Below are 25,058 nucleotides of genomic sequence, written 5' to 3' on the forward strand. Positions count from 1 at the left end.
CTGCCGCCGGCTCAGCGCGCGCCGAGCTGACGCTTCGAGCTGATCACGCCCGTGTCGAAGCCGGCCAGGTGCAGTCCGCCGTGGAACCGCGCGTGCTCGATCTTGACGCAGCGGTCCATCACGACGGCCAGGCCGGCGCCCTCCGCGATGGCCGCGGCCTCCTCGTTCCACGAGCCGAGCTGCAGCCACAGCGTCTGCGCTCCCGCGTCGACCGCCTCCTGTGCGACCGCGGGGAGGTCCTCGTGCCGCCGGAACACGTCGACGAGGTCGGGCGTCACAGGCAGGTCGGCGAGCGACGCGTACGCGGGCCGGCCGAGGATCGTCGTCGCGCGCGGATTGACGAAGTACACGTCGTACGGCGAGCTGCCCAGCAGGTACGTGGCGACGAAGTAGCTGGCGCGCGCCGGGTTGTCGGACGCGCCGACGATCGCGATCGACTTCGTGCGCCGCAGGATGTCGTAGCGCTCCTGGGCGTTCGGCCCGGACCAGGTGCGTCCCGGCGCGGCCGCGGCGGCCCGCGGCAGCTCGCACGCGACGATGCCCGCGCCGCCCGGGGTGATGCCTGACGTCGTCTCGCTCATCGAACTGCTCCCGTCGCCTGCGTGAGGGCCTGATCCAGGTCCCAGATGATGTCCTCTGCGTCCTCGAGACCGACCGAGATGCGGATGAGGTCGGCCGGCACGCCGGCCGCCACGAGCTGCTCGGGTGTCAGCTGCTGATGCGTGGTGGATGCGGGATGGATCACCAGAGTGCGTGCGTCGCCGATGTTGGCGAGGTGCGAGGCCAGGCGCACCGACTCGATGAACGCCTCTCCGGCCCGGCGCGCCGCCGCGACGCGCTCCGCCTCGTCCGCGTGCTGCCCCGCGGGCGCGACGCCGAACGCGAAGACCGAGCCCGGGCCGAGCGGGAAGTAGCGCTGCGCGCGCTCGTGGTGCGGATGCCCCTCGAGTCCCGCCCAGGTCACGAACGAGACCCGCGGGTCGGTCGAGAGCCACTCGGCCACGACGCGCGCGTTGGCCACGTGCGCGTCGATGCGCTGCGGCAGCGTCTCCACGCCCTGCAGCAGGTTGAACGCGGCCTGCGGGCTGAGCGCCGGGCCGATGTCGCGCAGCTGCTCGGTGCGCAGCTTGGTGAGGAAGCCGTACTCCCCGAAGTTGTCCCACCAGCGGATGCCGCCGTACGACGGCACGGGCTCGGTCATGGTGGGGAACTTCCCGTTGCCCCAGTCGAACCGGCCGGCCTCGACCACCACGCCGCCCAGCGTCGTGCCGTGGCCGCCCAGGAACTTCGTGACCGAGTGGATCACGATGTCCGCTCCGTGCTCGATCGGGCGCACGAGGTAGGGCGTCGCGAGGGTGGCATCCACCACGAGCGGCACGCCCGCGGCGTGCGCGACGTCGGCGAGGCCTGCGATGTCGGCGATCTCGCCGCCGGGGTTCCCGATGACCTCGGTGTAGACCACCTTGGTGTTCGGCCGGATGGCCGCCGCGAAGTCGGCCGGGTCGCTCGAGGCGACGAACGTCGTGTCGACGCCGAACCGGCGCAGCGTGACATCGAGCTGCGTGATCGTGCCGCCGTACAGCTGCGCCGATGCGACCACGTGGTCGCCCGCGCCCACGAGCGCGGCGAAGGTGATGAACTCGGCGCTCATCCCGCTGGCGGTGGCCACCGCGCCGATGCCGCCCTCGAGAGACGCCAGGCGCTCCTCGAGCGCCGCGACCGTCGGGTTGCCGATGCGCGAGTAGATGTTGCCGTACTTCTGCAGGGCGAACAGGTTCGCGGCATCCTGCGCGTCGTCGAACACGAACGACGTCGTCTGGTAGATCGGCACGGCGCGCGCGCCCGTGGCGGCGTCCGGGGTGCCGCCCGCGTGCAGGGCACGCGTGCGGAAGCCGAAGCGGTGCTCGTCAGCCATCGGTTCTCCTTCCGGCCGCCGCGGCGGCCTCGTTCTGTCGCAGGGCGACGCGCACGCCGTCGACGGCCCAGGGGTTCTGCAGCGACGTCGTGTCGCCGAGCGCATCCCCCTGCCAGAGCTGCGCGAGCAGGCGGCGCAGGATCTTCCCCGAGCGGGTCTTGGGCAGCTCCGGCACGAACACGATGTGCTTCGGCTTCGCCACCGGTCCGATCTCGCGGGCGACCTGGGCGCGCAGCTCGTCGGCATCCACCTTGCCACTCAGGGCCACGAAGGCCGCCACGGCCTGGCCGGTGAGGGGATCCGCGACGCCCGCGACGCCGGCCTCGCCCACAGCCGGATGCGCGACGAGCGCCGACTCGATCTCGATCGTGGACAGCCGGTGTCCCGACACGTTCACCACGTCGTCGAGACGGCCGAGGATCCACACGTGCCCATCCTCGTCGACCGTCGCGCCGTCGCCCGCCACGTAGTACGCGCCGTGCTCGCCGTGTCCCGCGTACGGCGCCCAGTACGAGTCGCGGTAGCGCGCCGGGTCGCCCCACACCGTGCGGGCCATGCCGGGCCACGGGCGACGCACGACGAGCGTGCCGGCGCGGCCTGGCGCGACCTCGCGGCCGTCCTCGCCGACCACGGCCACGTCGATGCCCGGCAGCGGCACGCTGGCCGATCCGGGCTTCAGCGTCGTCGCACCCGGCAGCGGCGCGATCATGGCCGCGCCCGTCTCCGACTGCCACCAGGTGTCGACCACGGGCACCTCGTCGCGACCGTGGTTGCGGCGGAACCACACCCACGCCTCGGGGTTGATCGCCTCGCCCACCGTGCCCAGCAGCCGGATGCTCGACAGATCGTGCCCTCCGGGCAGCCGGTCGCCCCACCACGTCATGAACGTTCGGATGAGCGTGGGCGCTGTGTAGTAGACGGTCACGCCGTAGCGCTCGATGATCTCGAGGTGCCGCTCCTGCGTGGGTGTGTCGGGCGTGCCCTCGTAGATCACCTGGGTGAGGCCGTTCGAGAGCGGCCCGTAGATCTCGTACGTGTGGGCCGTGACCCAGGCGAGGTCGGCCGTGCACCAGTGCACGTCGTCGGGCTTGGCGTCGAAGTGCGCCCAGTGCGCCCAGCTGGCATGCGTGAGATAGCCGCCGGAGGTGTGCACCAGTCCCTTCGGCTTCCCGGTGGTGCCGGAGGTGTAGATGATGAAGAGCGGATGCTCGGCGTCGAAGGGGCGCGCCTCGTGCTCCTCGCTCGCGGTCTCGACGGCCTCGTGCCACCAGACGTCGCGACCCTCGGTCCAGGGCACATCCTGCCCCGTGCGGCGCACGACGAGCACGTGCTCGAGGTGCGACACGTCTTCCGCGGCGGCGTCTGCGGCCGACTTCACCTGGACGGCCGAGCCTCGACGCCACTGTCCGTCCGAGGTGACGAGCAGCTTCGCGCCCGTGTCCTGGATGCGGAAGCGCACCGCCTCGGCGGAGAACCCGCCGAACACCAGCGAGTGCACCGCTCCGATGCGCGCGCACGCCAGGGCGACCACCACGGTCTCGACCAGCACGGGAAGGTAGACCACCACGCGGTCGCCCGGCCCGATGCCCAGCGACGTCAACGCGTTCGCCGCCTGCGCGACGCGCCGCCGCAGGTCGGAGTAGGTCACGGTGATCCGGTCGCCCGGCTCGCCTTCGAAGTGCAGCGCGACCTTGTCGCCGCGCCCGGCGGCGACGTGCCGGTCGACGCAGTTGTGGGCGACATTGAGGCGCCCGCCGTCGAACCACCGCGCAGCCGGCACGCTGAGCTCGCCGTCCGCGCCGGGCACCGGCGGTCGCCACTCGTGCGCCGTGTGCCACGGCTCGGCCCAGTCGAGCCGGCGCGCGGCCTCCTCCCAGAACCCCACGGGGTCGGCGGCGGCTCGCTCATAGGCCTCGGCGCCGACGTTGGCCTGCGCGGCGAACGCCTCGGGCGCCGGGTACGAGCGGGTCTCCACGAGGCGAGCCTCCTGGTCGATCAGCGTCTCGGCCATCACAGCCACCTCCTCAGCACCGCCCGCTCGAACAGCACGAGCAGCGCGTTCGTGAGCGTGCCCAGCAGCGCGAGCAGCACGATCGCGAGCAGGATGCGGTCGACCCGGCCCGTCTGCTGCGAATCGGTCAGCAGCCATCCGAGGCCCATCGACGACGCGATCAGCTCGGCGGCCACCAGGAACAGCCACGATTGGGCGAGGGCCAGGCGCAGTCCCGCCACGAGCGAGGGCACGACGGCCGGCAGCTGGATCGTGCGCAGCAGCGACCAGCCCCGCAGCCCGAACGAGCGTCCCGCCTCCACCAGGTGGGGATCGACCCGCCGCAGCGCGCTCGCGACGGTCGTGTACACGGGAAAGAAGGCGCCGATCGCGATCAGCGTGATCTTCGACTCCTCGCCGATCCGCAGCCACAGGATCAGCAGCGGCACCCAGGCGAGGGACGGCACGGCGCGCAGCGCGACGAGCGTCGGGCTGAGCAGGATGTCTCCCGCTCGCGACAGGCCCACGGCCGCCGCTGCGGCGAGACCCACCACGGCCCCCGCCAGGAAGCCGATCACGACGCGCTGGGTCGAGATCGCGATGTGCAGCCAGAGGCTTCCGTCGGCGAGGAGCTGGCCCCCCGCCTGCACCACCGCGCCCGGTGCGGGAAGGCGGTAGGCCGGCACGAGGCCCGCGGTGGACGCGAGATGCCAGACGAGCAGCACGGCCACGGGCAGCACGAGCCCGCCCGCGACGCGCGCCCACGTGCCGCGCGGCGCGCGCGCCTCGACGCCGCGTCCGGGCCGGCGGCGTGCGGCACGCACGGTCGCGACCGACGAGCCGAAGCCGCCGATCGCGACGTGCGCCCGATCCGTCTCGCTCACTCGCCCGTGGCCCGCGTGGCGAACGAGTCGTCGATGATCGAGGCCAGCGCGTCGTCCACCGCCTTCTGCCCGCCCGCGACATCGCCCGAGTCGACGATCACGGGCGCGATCTTCTCGAGCACGGCGAGCTGGTCGGCTCCGGGCACGCCAGAGACGTCGAGGTTCGAGCGCTCGGCGATGACCGTGGTGGCGACCTCGGGAGCGATGCCCGCGGCGTCCGCCAGAAGGGCAGCGGTCTCCTCAGGGTGAGCGAGAGCCCACGTACGCGCCTCCTCGTACGCGTCGACGACCACCTGCGCGACGTCGGCGTGGTTGTCGATGAAGTCCTCCGTGGCGTTGAGGAACCCGTACGTGTTGAAGTCGACGTTGCGGTAGATCAGCTCGGCGTCCGACTCGACCTCGGCGGCCGCCATGATCGGGTCGAGACCCGCCCACGCGTCCACCGATCCGCCCTCGAGTGCCGCGCGCCCGTCGGCGTGCTGCAGGTTCTGCACCTCGACGTCGTCGAGGGAGAGCCCGGCCTCCTCGAGCGCCTGCAGCAGGAAGAAGTAGGGGTCCGTGCCCTTGGTCGCCGCGACCGACGCGCCCTCGAGGTCGGCGACCGACGTGATCCCGCTGCCTGGCGCGACCACGATCGCCGACCACTCCGGCTGCGAGTAGATGTCGATCACCTTGATGGGCGAGCCGTTGGCGCGCGCGAAGAGGGCCGCCGAGCCCGCGGTCGAGGCGATGTCGGCCGAGCCCGAGCGCAGCAGCTCGTTCGCCTTGTTCGATCCCGCCGACTGCACCCATTCGACGGTGACGTCGTCGCCGAGGGCGGCCTCCACGAGACCCTGGTCGCGCACCACCAGACTCAGCGGGTTGTACGTGGCCCAGTCGAGGGTCACGGTGTCGGTCGACCACTCCCCCGCGCCGGCGTCCCCGGCGGCACCGGCAGCACCGGATCCGGCGTTCTCGCCCGCGACGCAGCCCGTGGCCAGCATCGCCATCGCGCCGAGCAGGGTGATCGTGGGCGCGGTACGGCGGATGACGGTGCTCATCGGTTCTCCTTGGGGGCGAGCGGGTGATGGTGGGTGGGCACGCCGAGCCCTTCCAGCAGGCTGGCGCGCAGGTCCGCGAGCGCGCGGTCCGCGCGGTCGCGAGGTCGTCTGCCGGGCACGGCGACGATCCGGGCGAGGGAGCCCGGTGCGCCGGGCGCCACAGCCGGGACGGCGTCGTGACGCTCCACCGCGGCGGGGAGCGAGGCGCCCGATGCCCCGATGCCGGCGTCCGAGCCGAGCGCGACCACCCGTGCCCGGTGCTCCGGAGCGGCTGTCGGCCGTGCCGGCTCGTCGTGGAGGCCCGGCCCGTGCAGCGAGCGCAGCAGCAGCACGCGGTCGCCGAGATAGAGGGCCTCTTCCACGTCGTGCGTGACGAGCAGGATGGTCAGCGGCTGGGCCGCATGGATCTCGAGCAGCAGGTCCTGCATGCGCAGGCGGGTCAGCGCGTCGAGGGCTCCGAACGGCTCGTCGAGCAGCAGGACGCCGGGATTGCGGGCGAGCGCGCGGGCGAGCGAGGCGCGTTGGGCCATGCCGCCCGACACCTCGCGGGGGCGCTGATCGGCCGCGTGATCGAGGCCCACCAGGTGCAGCAGCTCGCGCACGCGCTCGCGCCCGGCCCGACGACCGACGCGTCCGGCGAACGCACCACGCGGCAGTCCGAGCTCGACGTTCTGCGCCAGGGTGCGCCACGGCAGCAGGCGGGGCTCCTGGAACGCGACGGCCGTGCGCTCGTCGGTGTCGGACAGCGCCGTGCCGTCGAGCGCGATGGAGCCCTGCGTGGGCTGGTCGAGCCCCGCGACGAGGCGCAGCAGGGTCGACTTGCCACAGCCCGACGGGCCGATGACCGTGACGATCTCGCCGGGGGCGAGGTCGACGTCGACGCCGCGCAGCACCTCTCGGGCTCCGCCGGGCGCGAGGAACGTCCGCCCCACGCCGGAGAGGCGCACGGCACCGACCGAGGCCGTGTGGTCGCGTGCGGTGAGGGCGGGCATGCCCCCATGCTCCCGGCCCCTGGGCGACCGGCCGAATCGGGGCGAAACGAAGCGACACATTCGCTCCGCGCGGACGGGCGCGCTCCGATCGAGAGCACCGTGCCAACAGAGAACGGGGCCGGATCCCGAGGGATCCGGCCCCGTTCTGCGGGGGTGTCAGCTGAGGATCAGCGACCGGCCAGCTTCTCGCGAAGCGCGGCCAGGGCCTCGTCGTCGGCGAGGGTGCCGGCACCGGCCGACTCCGAGCTGAACGAGCCGGCGGCGCCGCCGAACTCGTCGCCCGCCTCCGCCTCGGCCTCGAGGGCCTTGGCGACCTGGGCCTTGTGCTGCTCCCAGCGGGCCTGCGCGGCGGCGTACTCCTGCTCCCACTTCTCGCGAGCCTCGTCGAAGCCCTCGAGCCACTGGTTGGTCTCGGGGTCGAAGCCCTCGGGGTACTTGTACTCGCCGTTCTCGTCGTACTCGGTGACCATGCCGTACAGCGCCGGGTCGAACTCGGTGCCGTTGGGGTCGACCATCTCGTTCGCCTGCTTGAGCGACAGCGAGATGCGGCGACGGTCGAGGTCGATGTCGATCACGCGGACGAAGACCTCCTCGCCCACCGACACGACCTGCTCAGCCAGCTCGACGTGCTTCGACGACAGCTCCGAGATGTGCACGAGGCCCTCGATGCCGTCGGCGACGCGGACGAACGCACCGAACGGAACCAGCTTGGTGACCTTGCCCGGCGTGATCTGACCGATCGCGTGCGTGCGGGCGAAGACCTGCCACGGGTCCTCCTGGGTCGCCTTCAGCGACAGCGAGACGCGCTCGCGGTCCAGGTCGACCTCGAGGATCTCGACGGTGACCTCCTGGCCGACCTCGACGACCTCGGAGGCGTGCTCGATGTGCTTCCACGACAGCTCCGAGACGTGCACGAGGCCGTCCACGCCGCCGAGGTCGACGAACGCACCGAAGTTGACGATCGACGAGACGACGCCCTTGCGGACCTGGCCCTTGTGCAGGTTGTTGAGGAACTGCGTGCGCGTGGCCGACTGCGTCTCCTCGAGGAGGGCGCGGCGCGAGAGCACGACGTTGTTGCGGTTCTTGTCGAGCTCGAGGATCTTGGCCTCGATCTCCTGGCCGAGGTACGGCGTGAGGTCGCGGACACGGCGCAGCTCGATGAGCGACGCGGGCAGGAAGCCGCGCAGGCCGATGTCGACGATGAGACCGCCCTTGACGACCTCGATGACGGTGCCGGTCACGACGCCGTCGTTCTCCTTGATCTTCTCCACGTCGCCCCAGGCGCGCTCGTACTGCGCGCGCTTCTTCGACAGGATCAGACGGCCTTCCTTGTCCTCCTTCTGGAGAACCAGGGCCTCGACGACGTCGCCGACGCTGACGACCTCGTTGGGGTCGACGTCGTGCTTGATCGAGAGCTCGCGCGAGGGGATGACGCCCTCGGTCTTGAAGCTCACGTCGAGCAGAACCTCGTCGCGGTCGATCTTGACGATCGTGCCCTCGATGATGTCGCCGTCGTTGAAAGACTTCAGGGTCTTCTCGACCGCGGCCAGGAAGTCCTCAGCAGAGCCGATGTCGTTGATCGCGACCTGCTTGGTGGCCGGGGCGGTCGTTGCGTTAGTCATGTAGTGGGTTGTCCTTGTTGGATGTTTACTCGGGCCGTGGCTCAGCCCCTCACCTCCGGTCTCCCGGACGCGCGAGGCCACGATGCGAACCGCGGCAGTTGGATTGTCTTCGTGCATCCCGCGGTGGTCCCTCCCGGAAGACTCCGGGCGACGCGCACACGCGTGACACTCCAGGGTACCAGAATCAGGGCCTGGCGCGGGAGCCGTCCAGCGCGCTCCATGCCACGACCGCGGCGGCCGCGGACCAGGCCTGCGGACGGCACGCGGCGGGGTACGGTGTCGGCGCCCCGGTCTCGGAGAGGGGGTCCCCGCTGTGCAGCTCCGGCACACGGTACCCGAATCCCTCCGCGGCGGCGAGCAGGCCCTCCGCCGCTGCCCGCGCCTCGTCAGCCAGGCCCGCGCGCAGCATGCCGTGCACGGCGATCGCGGTGTCGTGGGTCCAGACGCTGCCGCCGTGATACGACAGGGGCCAGTACCCCGCGGCGCCGGTCGACATCGTGCGGAGGCCGTAGCCCGACGCCATCGTCTCCCGCAGCAGCAGCGACGCGACGTGCCGCTCCTCGTCCGGGTCCAGGATGCCCGTGCCCAGCAGGTGCCCGATGTTGCTGGTGAGCGCGTCGACCGGCCGCTTATCGCGGTCGAGAGCCACCGCGGGGTATCGCCCCTCGGGGGTGTGCACCCAGTACGCCTCGCGGAAACGCGCGCGCAAGGCCGACGCCCACTCGCGCAGCTCTCCGGCGTCCTCGCCGAAGTGCGCCAGGATGTCCGCCCCTGCCAGGGCCGCCTCGTACGCGTAGCCCTGCACCTCGCACAGCGCGATGGGCCCCTGCGCGAGCCTGCCGTCGCGCCACTGGATCGAGTCGCCCGAGTCCTTCCAGCCCTGGTTCGCGAGGCCCCGCCCCGATCTGTCGAGGTAGTCCACGAACCCGTCGCCGTCGCTGTCGCCGCGCTCCGTCAGCCACGCGAGGGCTCGCCGCAGGGCGGGCAGCAGCGCCCGCACCTCGTCGTCCGGCATCCCCGCTCGCCAGGCGTCCGCCAGCAGGCATATCCACAGCGGGGTCGCATCGACGCTGCCGTAGTAGAGCGGCGGCAGGCTCACGTCCTCCCCCGGGATCTCCAGCACGGTCGCGCGCAGCTCGTGCAGGATCTTGCCGGGCTCCTGCGCGGCATCCGGGTCGTCCTGCGTGCCCTGCAGCCGCGCGAGCACCCGCAGGGTCGATGCCGCCACACGCACGTCGATCGGCAGCAGCAGGCGGGCCGCCCAGAGGGAGTCGCGCCCGAAGAGCGTGAAGAACCACGGCGCGCCCGCCGCGTAGAACTCGTCGTCGGGATGGTCGGGCAGGGCGAGCCGCAGCGCGTCGAGGTCATCGAGCGCGGTCTCGAGCCACCGCGCGAGCCGCGGCTCGGAGCGCGGGACCGACGCCGCGAGGTCGCCCACGTCCCACGGCGCCGGGCGCGAGGGGGCGCGCACCACGAGCGTCTGGTCGGCGAGAGCGACCGACCACGCCGCGGTCGCCTCCCCCCGCGCGTCGGCACGCAGACGCCACTCGAGCTCGATCTGCTCCTCCCCGGTCCGCGCCCGGCCGCGCTCGGCGCTGACGACGAAGCGCTGAGCCCCGGAGCTGACGGCCGCGGATCCGTCGGCGGGGAGCATCTCGAACGCGACGGCACCGGCGCGGCCCGCCTTGACGTCGTGCAGCGACGCGAAGTCGGGTCTGAGGCGCACGCGGAGCGTGGCGGCGACCGCGGTGTCGCGCCCGTTGCGCAGGGCCAGGCGCTCCCGCACGACGCCCGCTTCGACGATCCGCTCGCGGATCAGCCGCACCCGCGGGTCGGGCGTCGCGTCGTCGATGCCACGCAGCAGCGCCGAGAACACCGCATGGGAGGCACCGTGTCGGGCGGTGCCGACCCACTCGATCGCCGACTCGTCGCACGTGAGCGCGAGCGCGCGGATGTGGCGCACATCCCCGTGGTAGACGCCGTCGATCGGAGCGGCGCCGAGATCGCCGCCCGGTCCCGACCACACCTGGGTCGGGGCTCGCAGCGCGATCTCGCGATCGTGCAGCAGCGGCTGCAGCGGCGGCTGAGCCTGCGGCTCGTACGACATCATTCCTTCACGGCTCCCTGGCTGGCGTTCATGATGCGACGCTGGAAGACGAAGAACAGCACCGCGACGGGGATGGTCATGATGGCGGCCGCCGCGAGCTTGAGCGGGTACTGGCTGCCCTGGCTCAGCTGCCCGCTCGCGAGCGAGGCGACGCCCTTGGTCAGTGTGGTGAGCTCGGGAGACTGCGTCGACACGATGAAGTGGCTGAGCTCGTTCCACGATCCCTGGAAGGACAGGATCACGATCGTGACGAGCGCGGGCCGCGCCATCGGCAGCACGACCGACCAGAACGTGCGGAACACTCCGGCGCCGTCGATGCGCGCCTGTTCCTCGACCGCGGTCGGGATCGACTCGAAGAAGTTCTTCATGATGAACACGCCCGCCGCATCCACCAGGAGCGGTAGCACCATGCCCGTGTACGAGTCGTACATGCCGAGCTGGTTGATCACGAGGAACTTCGGGATGAGCAGCACGACGGTCGGCACCGACATCACCGCGATGACGGCGGCGAAGACGATGCCGCGGCCGGGGAATCGCAGCCGCGCGAGCGCGTAGCCGGCCAGCGAGTTGAAGAACACGCGCCCGAGCGTGACGAGCACGGTGACCACGGCGGAGTTCGCGAACCACACCGGGAAGTCCGAGTTGAGGAACAGCCGTTCGTACGCCGCCCACGTGACCGTCGCGGGGAACAGCGAGACGGGCGAGACGGCCGCCTCCGCGTCCGGCTTGAACGATGTGGCCACCTGCACCAGGAACGGGTAGATGTACACGACGGCGAGCGCGATCAGCAGCAGGTACAGCGCGCCCTGTCGGGCGATAACGCCGCGCGACCTGCCCACACGCATCGCCGCGCCGCTCATCGGGCACCGCCCCGGCGCGCGACGCCCTCGTACATCCGCATCCGCCGGCGCGACACCGGCCGCTCTCGCAGCGCCCACCGCTGGACGAGCGTCATGACGACGATGATCGCGAACAGGATGAACGCGATCGCCGAGCCCTGGCCCCACTCCTGCGACCGGAACGCCGCGTGATAGCTGAGGTAGGCGGGCGTGAGCGTCGTCTTGCTCGGGCCGCCCTGCGTGCCGGTGTAGATCTGCTCGAACACCTGCCAGCAGCCGATCAGGCCGAGGGTCAGCACGGTGAACAGGGTCGGTCGCAGCTGGGGCAGGGTGACGCGCCAGAACCGCTGCCACGCGCCGGCGCCATCCACCATCGCGGCCTCCTGCACGTCGCCGCCCAGGTTCTGCAGGGCCGCGAGGAACAGCAGCATGAAGGTGCCCGACGTGGTGAAGACGGCCATGAGGATGAACGCGCTCATGGCGACCGAGGGGCCCGCGAGCCAGTCCCACCAGCTGATGCCCAGCATCCCGCCCTCCGTCAGCGCACCGGCTGGGCGCGTCACGCCGATCGCGGCGAGTGCGTGGTGGATGACCCCGCGCGGCTCGTTGAACCAGTTCGGTCCCGCCACTCCCGCGTACGACAGCACGCGGTTGACGACGCCGTTCGTGGAGAACAGGAACAGCCACAGCACGGTGATCGCGACGGAGCTGGTCACCGACGGGAAGTAGAACGCGGTGCGGAAGAACCCCTTTCCCCGGAGGGCCGCGCCGTTGACGAGCACCGCGAGCAGCAGCGAGAGCGCGGTCTGCAGCGGCACGACCAGCACGACGTACCAGACGTTGTTGCGCATCGCGGTGCCGAAGTCGCGCTCGGCGAGCCCGCCTCCGCTCGTGACGGCGGCGTAGTTGTCGAGCCCGACGAACGACACCGACGAGGACAGCGGGCTGCCGCGGCCCGTCCAGTCGCTGACGCTCACCCAGAGCGCCATCAGAACGGGCACCAGCAGGAACACGCCCAGGATGAGCACCACCGGCAGCGTGAAGATCCAGCCGGCCGCGGCCTCGCCGCGCCGGATCCCGGAGGATCGGGCGCGGCGAGGCGCGCGGGTCGTCGCCGCGGTCATGACCGTCGGCTCAGCCGAGCGCGGCTTCGAGGTTGCCCTGCACCGACTCGAGGATCGCGGCCGGATCCCCCTCGCGCAGGCCTTCCAGCTGCGCGTTGAAGTCGGTGATGATGTCAGCGGCGCCCTCGATGTTCGGCGGGAACTGCGCGCTCTCCGCACCGTCCAGGAACGGCGCCAGCTCGGGGTTCGCCTCCTGCCAGTCGGCGGCGGCGGACTGGATCGACGGCATCGGACCGAAGGCCTCCGAGAACGCGAGCTGCTGGTCGGTGCTCGTCAGGTGCTCGACCAGCTCGAGGGCCGCCTCCTGGTTCGGGCTGTCGGCCGCCATGCCCCAGCAGTTCGTGAACTGCAGCGTGCCCTCGCCGGCGGGGCCCGCCGGAAGCGGCGCGACCATGTAGTCGACGTCGGGATAGTCGTTGGTCATGGCGCCCGTGATCCAGTTGCCCTCGATCACCATGGCGGCGGCGCCCGTGCCGAAGGCCTCGCCGCCCCAGCCCGCTCCGATGTCGGTCGCATAGGCGAACGAGCCGTCGCTCAGGTGGTCCTTGACGTACTGCAGGGCCTCGACGTTCGCGTCGCTGTCGGCGATCGCCGCGCCGTCCTCGATCAGCCCGCCGCCCGCCTGGGCCATAAAGACGCCCACGCGCTGATACTCCGCTCCGAAGGCCAGTCCCACGCGATCGCCCGTCGTCAGCTGCTGGGCGACGTCAGCGAGCTCGTCCCATGTCGCCGGCACATCGTCCTCGGCGAGACCGGCCTCCTCCCACGCGGCCCGATTGATGACCAGCGCCAGGGTCGAGAAATCCTTGGGCGCGCAGTAGAACTCGCCCTCGTACGTGAAGTTCTCCACGAGCGACGGGTAGAAGTCGTCCTTGTTCTGCAGCTGGTCGCCGTACGGCGCGAGGGAGCCGTTCGCGGCGTAGCCCGCGAGCGCGTCGGTGGACAGGTAGAACAGGTCGGGCGGCGAACCCGCCGCGAAGCCCTGCGACAGCTGCTGCGGCAGGTCGTTCGCGACCTGCACGTTCGCCGCGACCCCGGACTCCTCCGACCACGCGGCGACCGCATCCTGCACCGCCTGGGTCTCGGCATCGCCCGACGAGCCGATCAGCAGCGTGAGCTCACCGGTGGGCGACGGGTCAGCACCGCCCGTGCCGCCTCCCCCGCCGCCGTCGTCGAAGCCGGAGCCGCAGCCGGTGGCGAGCAGCGCCGTGGACGCCGCGATGGCCGCGGTGCCGAGGACCCGGGATGTCGTGTGCCGTGCCATGCGTCTCTTCTCCTTTGATGAGGGCTGACATCGCACCGACCCGAGGATTGGAACGTTCCACTTGGCGGTGCAGGGTCAGTGTATGAACGTTCCAATCGCCGTGTCAACGGCTCCGCGATCGGCCCTAGGATGAGTCGCGCGCCCGCGCTCGCAAGCCGGGCGCGAGAGGGGGATGACGTGGAACGAGCGCCGCGACTGCAGGACGTCGCCGCGGCCGCAGGGGTGTCTCGGCAGACGGTGTCGAACGTGATCAACTCCCCCGGGCTGGTCCGGGAGGACACCCGAGAGCGGGTCAGCCGCGCGATCGCCGACCTCGGCTACCGCCCCCACGCCGCGGCGCGAAGCCTGCGCACGCGGCGCAGCTCGACCATCGCGATGCATCTCGACCCGTACGCCGGCGGCATCTCGGGTGTGGTCTTGGACCGGTTCGTGCACGCGCTCACCGACCTCGCCGGCGAACGGGGCATGCGGGTGCTGCTCTACACGGGGCGTGACCACGATGAGGAGATCGCGCGCCTGGCCGAGCTGCTCGACGGCGGCGAGGCAGACGCGACCGTGATCACGGGCACGTTCCACGGTGATCCGCGCACCCGCTGGCTGGCCGCGCGCCGCACGCCGTTCGTCGCCTTCGGCCGCCCGTGGGGTGAGGACGATCACCACTCCTGGGTCGACGTCGACGGCGCCGCGGGCACCCGCAAGGCGACCGCGTGGGCGCTGGACGCTGCCGGGCCCCGCGTCGCGTTCCTCGGCTGGCCCGCCGGGTCGGGCACGGGCGACGACCGCGAGCTCGGCTGGCGCTCGGCGCTCCCCTCACAGGCGGGCCTGCGGCTCGTGTCGGAGGAGAGCGTCGGCGACGCGCGCGCCGTCGTCGCCGACGTGCTGGCGTCCGGCGCCGCGATCGACGCCCTCGTGTGCGCGAGCGACTCGCTCGCGATCGGTGCGCACCTCGCGGCGGTCGCCGCGGGCCGGGCCGACCTGCCGATCGTGGGGTTCGACAACACTCCCGCCGCCGAGGCGATCGGCCTCAGCAGCGTCGAGCAGCTTCCGGAGCAGGTCGCATCGGCGGCGCTCGACCTGCTGCTGGATCCGTCGGGTTCGGCCACAGCACCCGACGGCGCGCGCCACGTGCTGGTCGAGCCCCAGCTGGTGCTCCGCTGACCGGGGCGCTTCGGCCGCATCGATCGAGGCCGACCTCCGCGCTAAGGTTCCCCCATGTCGCTTCCTCCGAACGAGCCCCCGCACCCGCACGAGCCCCAGCGGCCCCAGCAGCCCCAGGATCCGCAGCATCCGCAGCATCCGCAGGACGGCGCCACCCCGCCGGTTCCGCCGCCCGCGGGGGACGGGTCCGTTCCGCCGCCCCCGCCAGGCTTCCCCGGCGCGCCTCAGCCGCCGTATGGCGCGCCTGCAGGACCGGGTCATCCGGGAGCGCCCGTGCCGCCGTACGGTTCCGACCAGCCGGCCCCGCCCGCCGATCCGGGCTCCCCGTACGGCGCGGCCCCCTATGCAGGCGCCCCCTACGGCGGTGCGCCCTACGGCGCGCCGCGCCCGGCGGGCAAGGGGCTCGCCATCACAGCCCTCGTGCTCGGCATCGTCGGCTTCCTCGGCTCGCTGTTCCCGTACGGCGTGCTCTTCGCGGGCCTGCTGCTGATCGCCGCGATCGTGATCGGCATCATCGTGCTGGTCAAGAAGAACCCCGGCAAGGGCATGGCCATCGCCGCTCTGATCCTCGGCGCCGTGGGACTCGTCGCCGGAACCATCATCAGCATCGCCTTCACGAGCTGGGTCATCGGCAACGTCGAGCAGTACGGCACCGACAACCCCGACTTCATCCAGCAGGTGTGCGAGGACGCGGGGCTGACGCCCGAGGAGTGCGACGAGTACTACGGCTGAGCGCAGCGCACACAGCGGGTCGCCGTGGGGCGCGCCTCGAGCCGCCCCTCGGCGATCGGCTGTCCGCACACCTCGCACACGCCGTACGTGCCGCCGTCCACGCGCGCGAGCGCCGCGTGGATGTCGGCCAGCTCGCGCCGCGCCGCCGCGCTGAGACCCGCGAGCCGCGACCACTCCCCCGAGAGCGTCGCGCCCTCCGGGTCATGCTCGTCGTCGGCGGTCGCGTCGCCGCGTGCGGCGGCGACGCCCGAGAGGTCTGTGGCCCGCGCCGCGAGCCGCCGTTCGGCCTCCTCGCGCGCGGCGACCAGCCGCTCGCGCGCCCGCCGCAGGATCTCGTCGGTCACGGGAGGCATCCCGTCAGCGTACGCCGGTCGTCCCGAGAGACGGAGCGACCCCCGCACCGGCTGGGTGCGGGGGTCTGATCCGGCTCTGGTGGAGCGGTCTATGGGGAAGGTCAGCGCGCAGCCGAGCCCTCGACGTAGTCGTCGTCGGTGTTCTTCCACGAGAACAGGGCGCGCAGCTCCTTGCCGGTCGCCTCGATCGGGTGGCCCTGCTCCTTCTCGCGCAGCGCGAGGAACTCCTGCGCCCCGTTGTCCTGGTCGTCGATGAAGCGCTTGGCGAAGGCGCCCGACTGGATGTCGGCGAGGATCTCCTTCATGCGCTCCTTGGTGCCCGCGTCGATCACGCGGGGGCCCGACACGTAGTCGCCGAACTCGGCCGTGTCGGAGATCGACCAGCGCTGCTTCGCGATGCCGCCCTCCCACATGAGGTCGACGATCAGCTTGAGCTCGTGCAGCACCTCGAAGTACGCGATCTGCGGCTGGTAGCCCGCCTCGGTCAGCACCTCGAAGCCGGCCTGCACGAGGTGGCTCATGCCACCGCAGAGCACGGCCTGCTCGCCGAACAGATCGGTCTCGGTCTCCTCGGTGAACGTGGTCTTGATGACGCCCGCGCGCGTGCCGCCGATGGCCTTCGCGTACGACAGGGCGACGTCCCAGGCCTGGCCCGACGCGTCGCGCTCGACGGCGATGATGTCCGGGATGCCGCGACCCGCGACGAACTCGCGGCGCACCGTGTGGCCCGGCGCCTTGGGGGCGACGAGGATCACGTCGACGCCCTCGGGCGCGTCGATGTAGCCGAAGCGGATGTTGAAGCCGTGGGCGAAGGCGAGCGTCTTGCCCTCGGTCAGGTTCGGCGCGATCGACTCCGAGTAGATGCCGCGCTGGTGCTGGTCGGGGGCGAGGATCATGATGAGGTCGGCCCAGGCGGTGGCGTCCGCGACGCTCTTGACCTCGAAGCCCTCGTCCTGCGCCTTGGCAGCCGACTTCGAGCCGTCCTTGAGCGCGATGGCGACCTCGACGCCCGAGTCGCGCAGGTTCTGGGCGTGCGCGTGGCCCTGCGAGCCGTACCCGACGATCGCGACCTTCTTGCCCTGGATGAGCGACAGGTCGGCGTCGGCGTCGTAGAAGATCTCGGTGCTCACTTGGTGGTTCTCCTTGGTGGGGTTGGGGTCTGCAGAGTTCTAGCCGCGCAGGACGCGCTCGGTGATGGACTTGGATCCGCGGCCGAGGGCGAGCAGGCCCGACTGGGCGAGCTCGCGGATCCCGAACGGCTCGATGGCCCTCAGGAACGCGTCGACCTTGCCCTTGTCGCCGGTGATCTCGATCACGAGCGCGTCGGGCGCGTAGTCGACCACGTTCGCGCGGAACAGGTTCACGACCTCGAGCACGTTGGACCGCGACGCGTTGTCGGCGCGCACCTTCACGAGCATGTGCTCGCGCTGCACGCTCGAAGCCGGATCCAGCTCGACGATCTTGATCACGTTGATCAGCTTGTTGAGCTGCTTGGTGACCTGCTCGAGGGGCAGCTCGTCGACGTCGACGACCACCGTGATCCGGGACAGGCCCGGCACCTCGGTCACGCCCACCGCGAGCGATTCGATGTTGAAGCCGCGGCGCGCGAACAGACCTGCGACGCGGGTCAGCAGACCGGGCTTGTCCTCCACGAGGAGGCTCAGCACGTGCGTCGTCATATCAGTCCTCCTCCGAGAACGCCGGGGCGTGGTCGCGCGCGTACTGCACGTAGCTGTTGCTCACGCCCTGGGGCACCATGGGCCACACCATCGCATCGGCGCTCACGACGAAGTCGATCACGACGGGCCGGTCGTTGGTCTCGAGCGCGGTCTGGATGGCGGCATCCACGTCCTCCGGCTTCTCGACCCGGATGGCGAGGCATCCGTACGCCTCCGCGAGCTTCACGAAGTCGGGGATGCGGATCGAGTCGTGACCCGTGTTGAGGTCGGTGTTCGAGTAGCGGCCGTCGTAGAACAGCGTCTGCCACTGCCGCACCATGCCGAGCGACGAGTTGTTGATGATCGCGACCTTGATGGGGATGTTGTTGATCGCGCAGGTCGCCAGCTCCTGATTGGTCATCTGGAAGCAGCCGTCGCCGTCGATCGCCCACACCACGCGGTCGGGCTGGGCGACCTTGGCGCCCATCGCGGCCGGCACCGAGTAGCCCATCGTGCCGGCGCCGCCCGAGTTGAGCCACGAATTGGGACGCTCGTACTTGATGAACTGCGCCGACCACATCTGGTGCTGGCCCACGCCCGCCGCGTACACGCCCTCGGGTCCGGTGAGCTCGCCGATGCGCTGGATGACGTGCTGAGGCGCGAGCAGGCCGTCGCTGGTGGGCGCGTACCCCAGCGGGTACTGGTCCTGCAGCCCGCGCAGGTACGCCCACCACTCGGAGATGTCGTTCTTCTCGCCCGCGGCACGCAGGGCGCCCTCGAGATCGACGAGCACATCCTTGAGGTCGCCCACGATCGGCACGTCGGCCGTGCGGATCTTCGAGATCTCGGCGGGGTCGATGTCGACGTGCACGACCTTGGCCTTGGGAGCGAACAGCGCGGCCTTGCCGGTCACACGGTCGTCGAATCGCGCGCCGAGCGCCACGATCAGATCGGCCTCCTGCAGCGAGAGCACCGCCGGCACCGAGCCGTGCATACCCGGCATGCCGAGGTGCTGCGGGTGCGAGTCGGGGAATGCCCCGCGCGCCATGAGCGTCGTGACGACGGGCGCGCCGCTCGCCTCGGCCAGCACCTTGAGCTCCTCGGCGGCGCGGGCGCGGATCACGCCGCCGCCGACGTAGAGCACCGGACGCTCGGCCTGCGCCATGAGCGCCGCGGCCGCCTGGATCTGCTTGCCGTGCGCCTTGGTCACGGGACGGTAGCCCGGCAGATCGATCTTCGGCGGCCACACGAACGGCGCCTCGGCCTGCTGCGCGTCCTTCGTGATGTCGACGAGCACGGGGCCGGGACGTCCGGTCGAGGCGATCTCGTAGGCCGCCGCGATGGCGCCGGGGATGTCGGCGGCGTCCTTCACCAGGAACGAGTGCTTCGTGATCGGCATGGTGATGCCGACGATGTCGGCCTCCTGGAACGCGTCCGTGCCCATGAGGGTCGAGAACACCTGGCCCGTGATCGCGACGATCGGCACCGAGTCCATGTACGCGTCGGCGATGGCCGTGACGAGGTTGGTCGCACCCGGGCCGGACGTGGCGATCGCGACGCCGACCTTGCCGCTGGCCGAGGCGTAGCCCTCGGCCGCGTGGCCCGCGCCCTGCTCGTGGCGCACCAGGATGTGGCGCAGCGTGGCAGCCGACATCAGCGGGTCGTAGACGGGCAGGATGGCGCCGCCGGGCAGCCCGAACACGTCGGTGACGCCGAGCAGCTCGAGCGAGCGGACGACCGCCTCCGCGCCCGTGATGACGGGCGCGGCGGGCGTCGCCGAGCGGGAGGCGGGAGGCCGCGGCAGGACCTTGGCCGCGTCGAAGGGGGTATCGGACGGCATGGTGATGCTTCCTTGAGTCGGGTCGAGGATCCGCGTGGGGACGCGCGGATGTCAGCCGGTCGTCGCGCCCTCCGCAGCGGAGCGCACGAGTCGCGAGTACTTCGCCAGAACGCCTCGGGTGTAGCGCGGGGGCAGGGGCTCCCAGCCGGAACGGCGGGATTCGAGCTCTGCGTCGTCGACGAGTAGGTCGAGAGTGCGAGCCGCGATATCGACCCTGATCAGATCACCATCGCGCACCAGGGCGATCGGACCTCCGTCCACCGCCTCGGGTGCAACATGGCCGATGCACAGTCCGGTTGTGCCGCCTGAGAATCGACCGTCCGTCAAGAGTAGTACATCCTTGCCGAGGCCGGCGCCCTTGATGGCCGCCGTGATGGCGAGCATCTCGCGCATGCCGGGGCCGCCCTTGGGGCCCTCGTAGCGGATCACCACCACGTCGCCCGCGTTCACGCGCCCCTCGGCGAGGGCGTCCATCGCGGCGCGCTCGCGCTCGAACACGCGCGCGGGGCCCTCGAACACGTCGGCGTCGAAGCCGGCCGACTTCACGACCGCACCCTCGGGCGCGAGCGAGCCGTGCAGGATCGTGATGCCGCCGGACGCGTGGATGGGGTTGTCGAACGTGTGGATCACGTCGCCGTCGACCGGGTCGGGATTCAGGTCGGCGAGGTTCTCCGCGAGCGTCTTGCCGGTCACTGTCAGGGCGTCGCCGTGCAGCAGGCCCTCGTCGAGCATGGCCTTCATGATCACGGGGATGCCGCCGTGGCGGTCGACGTCGTTCATGACGTACTTGCCGAACGGCTTCATGTCGGCCACGTGAGGCGTCTTGTCGCCGATGCGGTTGAAGTCGTGCAGCGTGAGGTCGATCTCGGCCTCGCGCGCGATCGCGAGCAGGTGCAGCACGACATTGGTCGAACCGCCCAGGGCCATGGCGAGGGCGATCGCGTTCTCGAAGGCCTCCTTGGTCAGGATGTCCCTGGTGGTGATGCCCTGGCGCAGCAGGTTCACGACCGCCTCGCCCGAGCGGTGGGCGAAGTAGTCGCGGCGGCGATCGGCCGAGGGCGGCGCCGCCGAGCCGGGAAGGCTCAGCCCCAGGGCCTCGGCGACGGACGCCATCGTGTTGGCGGTGTACATGCCGCCGCAGGCACCCTCACCCGGCGCGAAGGCGCACTCGATGCGCTTGAGGTCCTCTTCGCTCATGAGCCCCGCGCGGCACGCGCCGACGCCCTCGAACGAGTCGATGATCGTGATGTCCTTCTCGGTGCCGTCCGAGAGCTTGACCCATCCGGGGGCGATCGAGCCGGCGTAGAGGAACACGCTCGACAGTCCGAGGCGCGCGCTGGCCATGAGCATGCCGGGGATGGACTTGTCGCAGCCGGCGAGCAGCACGGTGCCGTCCAGGCGCTCGGCCTGGATCACGGTCTCGACGCTGTCGGCGATGACCTCGCGCGAGACGAGCGAGAAGTGCATGCCCTCGTGGCCCATCGAGATGCCGTCGGAGACCGAGATGGTGCCGAACTGCAGCGGGTAGCCGCCGCCCGAGTGCACGCCCTCCTTGGCGCCCTGCGCGAGGCGGTCGAGGCTGAGGTTGCAGGGGGTGATCTCGTTCCAGCTCGACGCGATGCCGATCTGCGGCTTCTCCCAGTCAGCGTCGCCCATGCCGACCGCGCGCAGCATGCCGCGGGATGTGGTGGCCTCGATGCCGTCCGTGACGACGCGACTGCGGGGCTTGATGTCAGGGGAACCGGCGGGTGTTGCGAGGTCGACCATGTGGGAAGTCTATGCCCGCGCCGCAGGGCGCCCCGACGCGCGCGCAAACCGCTCCACGGCCCGCCCCGGAGCGGCTCAGGATGCTCGCGCGACGGCCAGCGCGGTGAGCAACTCGCCGAGCTCGGACGGGTCGGCCACGCGCACGCGCGCGGCCGTCTCGCCCTCGCCCACGCGCACCCCGAGATCTCCGTCTCCGAGGCTGCGCAGGGCGTCCTCGTCGGTCACGTCGTCTCCCGCGAACAGCACGGCCGTGGCGCCCGTCTCCCCGCGCAGCCGCGCGATGGCCGCGTCCTTGCCTTCATGCCGCCAGGCGTATTCGAGGATGTCCTTGCCCGTGCGGCGGCGCCAGTCGGGCGCCCTCTGGGCCACCAGCGCGTCGACGAGCTCCTGCGCGCGCTCGGCGTCGCCCCTCTCCGCCAGGCGCGTATGCAGCGCGAACCCGTATGCCTTGCGCTCGATCCATGCCCCGGCGATGCCGTCGAGGGCACGCTCCGCCTCCGCCGCAAGGGCGTCGGCGCCGGCCGTGTGCTCCGCATCGTCGGCCATCGTGCTGCGCTCGACCTCGGCCTCGAACTCCGCCACGGCCACACCGGACGGACGCCAGTGCTCCGCCCCGTGCGAGCCCGCCAGCCAGACGAGCGAGTCGTCCGCGTGCTCGCCGATGACCCGCAGGTCGGCGAGCTGACGCCCCGACACGAACGCGACCGTCGTGTCGGGAAGGGCGACCAGGCGCCGCACGGCCGCCGCCGTCTCGGGCAGCGCCCGCACCGCCATCGGGTCGTCGCCGAGCGGAGCGAGCGTGCCGTCGAAGTCGAGCGCGACCAGAAGTCTCTCGGTGCGAGCCAGCTCGTCCACCTCCGCGGCCCAGGAGCGTGTCATGGCAGAGTGCCCTCCGTTGCGGTTCGGCGCCGTGGGCTCAGCGCCCGGTGCGCGCGGTCCGGACCTTGTCGATGTCGCTGAGGAAGTCGTGCGACCAGTCCTCGACGTCATGGTCGAGCACCCGTCGGCGCAGGGCGCGCATGCGGCGGGACTGCTCTCCGGGCGACATCTGCACGGCCCGCATGATCAGGTCCTTCATGCCGTCGATGTCATGCGGGTTGACCAGCAGGGCGCTCGTGAGCTCGTCCGCGGCGCCCGCGAACTCGCTCAGCAGCAGCACGCCGCTGTGGTCGATGCGCGAGGCGACGTACTCCTTGGCGACGAGGTTCATGCCGTCGCGCAGCGCCGTGACCAGCATCACGTCGGCGGCCAGATAGAGGGCCACCATCTCCTCGCGCGGGAAGCCCTGGTGCAGATATCGGATGGCCGTGTGGTGCATCGTGTCGTAGTCGCCGTTGATCCGCCCGACGGTCAGCTCGATCTCGTCGCGCAGGTCGGAGTAGGCCTCGACGCGCTGGCGCGACGGACTGGCGACCTGAACCAGCGTCGCGTCGCCCACCGAGAGGCGGCCATCCTGCAGCAGTTCGCCGAACGCCTTGAGACGGTGGCGGATGCCCTTCGTGTAGTCGAGCCTGTCGACGCCGAGCAGGATGGTCTTCGGGTCGCCCAGCTGCTGCCGGATCTCCTTGGCGCGCGCCTGCACCTTGGGGTCCTGGGCGAGCTCGATGTACGACTGCGCGTCGATGGAGATCGGATACGCCTTGGCGATCGCGACGCGCGACTCGTCCTTCCCGTCCTGCGCGGAGGTGACCACGATCTCGTTCGAACGGGTCGTGTAGTGCAACACGCGGCGCACCGAGCGCTGGAAGTTGCCCGCATCGGCCTGGCGCTGGAAGCCGATGACGTCGGCGCCCAGCAGCCCCTCCAACACCTGCCGCCGCCACGGCAGCTGCGAGTAGAGCCCGTATGCGGGGAACGGAATGTGGTGGAAGTATCCGATGGTCACGTCGGGTCGCAGCTCGCGCAGCATCTTCGGCACGAGCTGCAGCTGGTAGTCCTGCACCCACACGACGCCGCCCGGCTCGACCGTCTCGGCGGCGGCCTCGGCGAAACGCCGGTTGACGCGCACGTACGACTCCCACCACGAGCGCCGGTACACGGGCGTCGCGATCACGTCGTGGTACAGCGGCCAGATCGTGCCGTTGGCGAATCCCTCGTAGTACGACTCGATCTCGCCCGCGCTGAGCGGCACCGGCACGAGGCGGGCACCCTCGAAATCGAAGGGCTCGATGTCGAGGTCGGGCTGGCCGCCCCAGCCCACCCATGCGCGATCCGGCTTGCGCATGACGGGCTCGAGGGCCGTGACGAGACCGCCCGGCGAACGGCGCCAGCTCTCCTCGCCGTCGGGCGTGATCACCCGATCCACGGGGAGACGATTGGCGACGACGACGAGATCTGCACGGGACATGGGGCTCCTCCTCGGGGGCTGGTTTCACCGTATCAGCGGGCTTTTCGCGGCTCGACCCGGGGGCCGGGGGTTGACGGTGCATGCCCGGGCGGTTATGGACCGCTGCCACGGGCGACGGTGCCCGCGCAAGCCCCTGCGCCGCGCGGGCGTGAGCGCTAGCGTGGACGCTATGGCACTGCGCAAATACCTCAGCGGAACGGGACTGATCGGCACGATCACGAGCGGCTACGCCCTGCTGCGGGGCGCGAACGCACAGACGTTCACGTGGCGCACCGCGCTCGGGTGGGTGAGCTGGGGCATCACCTTCGCGCTCACGATCGGGACGATCCTCGACATCCGCAAGGCAAGCCGCGGCCGGCCTGTGTCGGACGATTCGCCGATCAAGGGCAAGGAGTCGAAGTACTACTCCCCTCAGGCGGCGGACAAGGACGTCGCGAAGCGGACGCGCCGCTGACGCCGCAGACTGCAGACCTCTCGGACGCCGGATCTCGCGATCCGGCGTCCCTGCTGCGAGCAGCCGCGCGATCAGGTGATGCAGCGGGTGAATTTCGCCGGGGGAACCTGAGGATGGTCCGGACCACGACCGGGATCCGGACCATCCGGCATATCGTGGCCTGACCGCACGTGGCCGGATGCCGGATCCCCCCTCCCCCGTCCCACCTTCGCCTCCGCCCCGTGCACCGGCACGACGACCGTGACGCGCACGCCTTCCGGCTCGCGCACGTCCGCACCCAGGACGCACGTCCGTCTCCGGACTCCCCCGCAACAGGATTCAGGAGCAGACGATGATCGACACCCTCGAGATCACTCCCGTACGGCTCAGCGACATGGTCGCCGAGCGCATCGCGTCGGCCATCATGGACGGCACCATCCCGGCCGGATCGCGCGTGCGCGACCACGACCTCGCCGAGCAGCTGGGCGTCTCCCGCATGCCCGTGCGCGAGGCGCTGCAGCGACTGCAGCGCGTGGGCCTGATCGAGACGGCCGCGAGCCGCTACACGCGCGTCACCGAGGTGACGCCCGACCTCGCGGAGGCCACACGCCAGTTCTCGGGCCACTACTCGGTCTCGCTCGTGCGCATGGCCCTGGCGCGGATGACCCCCGACGAGCGCACGGACGCGGCCCGGGCGATCGACGAGATCGTCTCGCACCTCGAGCGCGACGGCAGCACGGCTGTGGCACGCCGCGACCTGCACGCGCTGCTGGTCGCTCTGGCGGGCAACGCCTTCATGTCGATGATGTCGAACGACGTCTCAATGGCGATCCAGCGCAACCTCGCGGCCACCACCATGCCGCTCGACACCGTCGAGGAGCTCGCGGAGAACATCCGCACGCTGCGCGACGCGGTGCGGGACGGCGACGCCGACGCGGCGGAGCAGGCGCTCCGCGCGCAATACGGCATCAGCGACGAGTGACGCTCGCCTGA

The 25,058-nt window shown here is 71.3% G+C and carries 22 protein-coding genes; 4 read left to right on the forward strand and 18 right to left on the reverse strand.

The window, feature by feature from the left end:
* Positions 1-11: 11 nt before the first annotated feature.
* The 11 genes from ABTW64_RS10990 to ABTW64_RS11040 form a co-directional block, all read right to left on the reverse strand.
* Complete coding sequence (locus tag ABTW64_RS10990; RefSeq protein WP_350622291.1) at positions 12-581, reverse strand: CoA-binding protein; 570 nt, start codon at positions 579-581, stop codon at positions 12-14.
* Positions 578-1,915, reverse strand: coding sequence for an O-acetylhomoserine aminocarboxypropyltransferase/cysteine synthase family protein (locus ABTW64_RS10995; RefSeq protein ID WP_350622293.1), 1,338 nt, complete (start codon positions 1,913-1,915; stop codon positions 578-580). The genes ABTW64_RS10990 and ABTW64_RS10995 overlap by 4 nt, the downstream gene beginning before the upstream one ends.
* Positions 1,908-3,926 (reverse strand): acetate--CoA ligase, encoded by a 2,019-nt coding sequence (acs, locus tag ABTW64_RS11000; protein WP_350622295.1) that lies wholly within the window; start codon positions 3,924-3,926, stop codon positions 1,908-1,910. The genes ABTW64_RS10995 and acs overlap by 8 nt, the downstream gene beginning before the upstream one ends.
* Entirely contained in the window at positions 3,926-4,729 is an 804-nt protein-coding gene (locus ABTW64_RS11005) for an ABC transporter permease (protein WP_502892333.1), read from the reverse strand. Before ABTW64_RS11005 ends, acs begins: the two co-directional genes overlap by 1 nt.
* A 56-nt stretch (positions 4,730-4,785) precedes the next feature.
* A complete protein-coding gene (locus ABTW64_RS11010) occupies positions 4,786-5,829 on the reverse strand; it encodes an aliphatic sulfonate ABC transporter substrate-binding protein (RefSeq protein ID WP_350622299.1) in 1,044 nt (347 codons plus the stop codon).
* Positions 5,826-6,821: an ABC transporter ATP-binding protein gene (locus ABTW64_RS11015; protein WP_350622301.1), complete on the reverse strand. Its 996-nt coding sequence runs from the start codon at positions 6,819-6,821 to the stop codon at positions 5,826-5,828. The genes ABTW64_RS11010 and ABTW64_RS11015 overlap by 4 nt, the downstream gene beginning before the upstream one ends.
* A 167-nt stretch (positions 6,822-6,988) precedes the next feature.
* Positions 6,989-8,443: a 30S ribosomal protein S1 gene (rpsA, locus tag ABTW64_RS11020; protein ID WP_350622303.1), complete on the reverse strand. Its 1,455-nt coding sequence runs from the start codon at positions 8,441-8,443 to the stop codon at positions 6,989-6,991.
* A gap of 184 nt (positions 8,444-8,627) precedes the next feature.
* Positions 8,628-10,550, reverse strand: coding sequence for a glycogen debranching N-terminal domain-containing protein (locus tag ABTW64_RS11025; protein WP_350622305.1), 1,923 nt, complete (start codon positions 10,548-10,550; stop codon positions 8,628-8,630).
* A complete protein-coding gene (locus ABTW64_RS11030) occupies positions 10,550-11,395 on the reverse strand; it encodes a carbohydrate ABC transporter permease (RefSeq protein WP_350622307.1) in 846 nt (281 codons plus the stop codon). Before ABTW64_RS11030 ends, ABTW64_RS11025 begins: the two co-directional genes overlap by 1 nt.
* Positions 11,396-11,406: 11 nt before the next feature.
* Positions 11,407-12,513 carry a carbohydrate ABC transporter permease gene (locus ABTW64_RS11035; RefSeq protein WP_350622309.1) on the reverse strand — a complete coding sequence of 369 codons (1,107 nt, stop codon included), beginning with the start codon at positions 12,511-12,513 and terminating at the stop codon, positions 11,407-11,409.
* Positions 12,514-12,523: 10 nt separating this feature from the next.
* Positions 12,524-13,777, reverse strand: coding sequence for a sugar ABC transporter substrate-binding protein (locus tag ABTW64_RS11040; RefSeq protein WP_350622311.1), 1,254 nt, complete (start codon positions 13,775-13,777; stop codon positions 12,524-12,526).
* Positions 13,778-13,954: 177 nt separating this feature from the next.
* Between ABTW64_RS11040 and ABTW64_RS11045 the strand changes: the two genes are divergently transcribed.
* Positions 13,955-14,935, forward strand: coding sequence for a LacI family DNA-binding transcriptional regulator (locus tag ABTW64_RS11045; protein WP_350622313.1), 981 nt, complete (start codon positions 13,955-13,957; stop codon positions 14,933-14,935).
* 54 nt (positions 14,936-14,989) lie between these two features.
* Positions 14,990-15,667 (forward strand): hypothetical protein, encoded by a 678-nt coding sequence (locus ABTW64_RS11050; protein WP_350622315.1) that lies wholly within the window; start codon positions 14,990-14,992, stop codon positions 15,665-15,667.
* Here the strand turns inward: ABTW64_RS11050 and ABTW64_RS11055 are convergent.
* The 7 genes from ABTW64_RS11055 to ABTW64_RS11085 all read right to left on the reverse strand — a co-directional run bounded on the left by ABTW64_RS11055 (position 15,658) and on the right by ABTW64_RS11085 (position 23,632).
* Positions 15,658-16,020, reverse strand: coding sequence for a TraR/DksA family transcriptional regulator (locus tag ABTW64_RS11055; RefSeq protein ID WP_350622317.1), 363 nt, complete (start codon positions 16,018-16,020; stop codon positions 15,658-15,660). The genes ABTW64_RS11050 and ABTW64_RS11055 overlap by 10 nt on opposite strands.
* A 101-nt stretch (positions 16,021-16,121) precedes the next feature.
* Entirely contained in the window at positions 16,122-17,150 is a 1,029-nt protein-coding gene (gene ilvC / locus ABTW64_RS11060) for a ketol-acid reductoisomerase (protein ID WP_350622319.1), read from the reverse strand.
* Between the two features lie 39 nt (positions 17,151-17,189).
* A complete protein-coding gene (gene ilvN / locus ABTW64_RS11065) occupies positions 17,190-17,699 on the reverse strand; it encodes an acetolactate synthase small subunit (protein ID WP_350622321.1) in 510 nt (169 codons plus the stop codon).
* Position 17,700: 1 nt separating this feature from the next.
* A complete protein-coding gene (locus ABTW64_RS11070) occupies positions 17,701-19,518 on the reverse strand; it encodes an acetolactate synthase large subunit (RefSeq protein ID WP_350622323.1) in 1,818 nt (605 codons plus the stop codon).
* 51 nt (positions 19,519-19,569) lie between these two features.
* Positions 19,570-21,285: a dihydroxy-acid dehydratase gene (gene ilvD, locus ABTW64_RS11075; RefSeq protein WP_350622325.1), complete on the reverse strand. Its 1,716-nt coding sequence runs from the start codon at positions 21,283-21,285 to the stop codon at positions 19,570-19,572.
* Between the two features lie 75 nt (positions 21,286-21,360).
* A complete protein-coding gene (otsB, locus tag ABTW64_RS11080) occupies positions 21,361-22,164 on the reverse strand; it encodes a trehalose-phosphatase (protein ID WP_350622327.1) in 804 nt (267 codons plus the stop codon).
* A gap of 37 nt (positions 22,165-22,201) precedes the next feature.
* Entirely contained in the window at positions 22,202-23,632 is a 1,431-nt protein-coding gene (locus ABTW64_RS11085) for an alpha,alpha-trehalose-phosphate synthase (UDP-forming) (RefSeq protein ID WP_350622329.1), read from the reverse strand.
* 169 nt (positions 23,633-23,801) lie between these two features.
* Here ABTW64_RS11085 and ABTW64_RS11090 point away from each other — a divergent pair, with 169 nt between their 5' ends.
* Together ABTW64_RS11090 and ABTW64_RS11095 are read left to right on the forward strand one after the other, a co-directional pair.
* Complete coding sequence (locus tag ABTW64_RS11090) at positions 23,802-24,086, forward strand: hypothetical protein (protein ID WP_350622331.1); 285 nt, start codon at positions 23,802-23,804, stop codon at positions 24,084-24,086.
* A gap of 331 nt (positions 24,087-24,417) precedes the next feature.
* The gene (locus ABTW64_RS11095; protein ID WP_350622333.1) at positions 24,418-25,047 is read left to right on the forward strand and encodes a GntR family transcriptional regulator; all 630 of its coding nucleotides are present in this window, start codon (positions 24,418-24,420) and stop codon (positions 25,045-25,047) included.
* Positions 25,048-25,058: the final 11 nt, after the last annotated feature.

The organism is Microbacterium sp. NPDC096154 (genome assembly GCF_040302945.1).
Lineage (GTDB): Bacteria > Actinomycetota > Actinomycetes > Actinomycetales > Microbacteriaceae > Microbacterium.